The 990-nt window shown below is 65.1% G+C and carries 1 protein-coding gene; it reads left to right on the forward strand.

Going from position 1 to position 990, the window contains the following annotated elements:
- Nucleotides 1–14: 14 nt before the first annotated feature.
- Nucleotides 15–990 (forward strand): integrase arm-type DNA-binding domain-containing protein (locus tag AAFM15_RS01500; RefSeq protein ID WP_341684933.1); only part of this gene is annotated, 976 nt, incomplete at its 3' end.

The raw sequence follows: 990 nt of genomic DNA on the forward strand, positions 1-990 counted from the left end.
GGATACCCCCCCCCATGAAGCTGACCGATGCCAAGCTGCGAACCCTGGCCACGCCCACCAAAACCCAAAAAGTGGCGGACGGCGCGGGCCTCTACCTGGAGCTGACCCCAGCGGGCGGCAAATACTGGCGCATGAAGTACCGCCACGGCGGCAAAGAAAAGCGGCTGGCGCTGGGCGTATACCCAGCCGTGGGCCTCAAGGAAGCCCGCGACAAGGCCGAAGCCGCCCGCAAGACCCTGCAATGCGGGGATGATCCGGGCGAGGTCAAGAAAGCGGCCAAGGCCCAACAAGCCCACGAAGCGGCCAACACCTTCGAGGCCGTGGCCACTGACTGGCTGGCGCACCAGGCGGGCCGCTGGACAGTTGACACACGGGCACGGATAGCCGCCAGTCTCAAAACCGACATTTACCCGGCCATGGGTTCGCGCCCACTGGTGGCGATCAAGCCCGGCGAGGTCATGCAAGCCGTGCAGCGGATCGAGGACAGAGGCGCAGGCGACCAGGCGGGCAGGGTGTTGCAGCGGGTCAAATCAATCTACCGCTGGGCCGTGACGCATGGCCGCATTGAATCAAGCCCCATGGAATCGCTGATGCCGGGTGAAATCCTCAAGCCCCGCGAAGTCCAACACCGGGCCGCGCTGTCAGATCGAGACCTGCCCGCCTTCCTGGCCAAGCTGGACGCCTACAACGGCAACCCCACCACGGCCCACGCCCTGCGCCTGCTGATGCTCACGGCCACACGCCCCGGCGAAGTGCGCGGCGCACGGTGGGCCGAATTTGATCTAGCTCAGTCCCTTTGGATCATCCCTGCCGAACGAATGAAGATGCGGGCAGAACACCGGGTACCCCTGTCGCGCCAAGCCCTGCAAGTGCTGGAGGCCATGCGCCCGATCAGCGGCGACCGTGAACTGGTTTTCCCTTCGCCAACGTACCGATCAAAGCCCCTGAGTGAAAACACCTTCAATGGGGCGCTGCGGCGCATGGGCTACC

It is taken from the genome of Limnohabitans sp. (assembly GCF_038134685.1).
Lineage (GTDB): Bacteria > Pseudomonadota > Gammaproteobacteria > Burkholderiales > Burkholderiaceae_C > Limnohabitans_A.